The 1,115-nt window shown below is 68.3% G+C and carries 1 protein-coding gene; it reads right to left on the bottom strand.

Going from position 1 to position 1,115, the window contains the following annotated elements; genetic code table 11:
• Positions 1–1,003, bottom strand: a 1,003-nt coding sequence (locus AB0302_RS11395) for an IS481 family transposase (protein WP_366372175.1), incomplete at its 3' end; no start/stop codon positions are given.
• Positions 1,004–1,115: the final 112 nt, after the last annotated feature.

A 1,115-nucleotide genomic window follows, 5' to 3' on the forward strand; every position in this document is an offset into this window, starting at 1 on the left:
TGTAGGAGGGCATGACGTTGTTGACTCGGGCCGGGGCCAGTGAGGCCGGAGGAGCCTCTGCGCAGGAGGTATGAGGCCGATGGTAGTTGTAGTGGTTCACCCACACCGCCAACGCCTCACGCCGCTGGTTCTCTGAGGTGTAGGGGCGGGCGTAGAGGACCTCGTCGACCATCAGCCGGTTGTACCGCTCGACCTTCCCGTTGTGACGAGGGGTGTAGGGGCGGATCCGGTGGTGCCGGCCCCCGAGCGAGACGACCTTCCGGGTGAAGTCCCCGGCCCGGTAGTTGTTCCCGTTGTCCGTGACCACCCGGTCCACGGTGATGCCGTGGGCGGCGAAGAACGCCCTCGCCCGGCAGTAGAACCCGATCGTGGTCACCGCCTTCTCGTCCTCCAACGCCTCGGTGTACGCCAGCCGGGTGAACCCGTCGATCGCCGAGTGAAGGTAGGTGTAGCCGACCCGGCGGCCAGGCCCGCGTTTGGCCGCTCGCGCGTTCTCGGAGTCCCGGCCGTGAGCACGCCAGCCTCCCCCCTCGGGGATGCGCCCGATCTTCTTCACGTCCATGTGCACCATGTGCCCCGGGGTGCAGGCGATGATCCGCTGCGGCTTCTGTCGCAGGTCTTCCCCGGCCGGGGTGAGATCACGCAGCCGGGAGAGCCCGGCCCGGTGCAGCCACCGGCCCACGGTGCGAAGACACACAGTGTGGCCTTCAGTGCGCAGGTGGTGATGGATCCGGCGGGCGGACCATTTGCGCTCCCGCCGCAGGGAGTGGATCTGGGCCACCAGGACCGGATCGAGCTGGGCAGGTGAACGGTGCGGCCGGCTGGGCAGGTCCTGAAGGCCGGCTTCTCCCTGGGCGCGGTAGCGGGCGACCCACGTGGCGACCGTGGGCCGGCTCACACGGAACTCGGCGGCCACGTGTGCTTGCGGGATCCCGTCGTGCAGGTGGCGTTGGACCATGCGCAGCCGGCCGGTCGGGGTCAGGGGTGCGTTAGCGTGAGTCATGAGCGGGTCTCTTCTGGCAGGTGGGTTGTTGAGGAACTTCCATCCTGCGGCAGGGACCCGCTCGTCTCATCTCAGCCCGTACCCCGTGGCAAGAACCTCATGACCCACAACA

Origin of the sequence: Micrococcus sp. NPDC078436 (genome assembly GCF_040702705.1) — a bacterium.
Lineage (GTDB): Bacteria > Actinomycetota > Actinomycetes > Actinomycetales > Micrococcaceae > Micrococcus.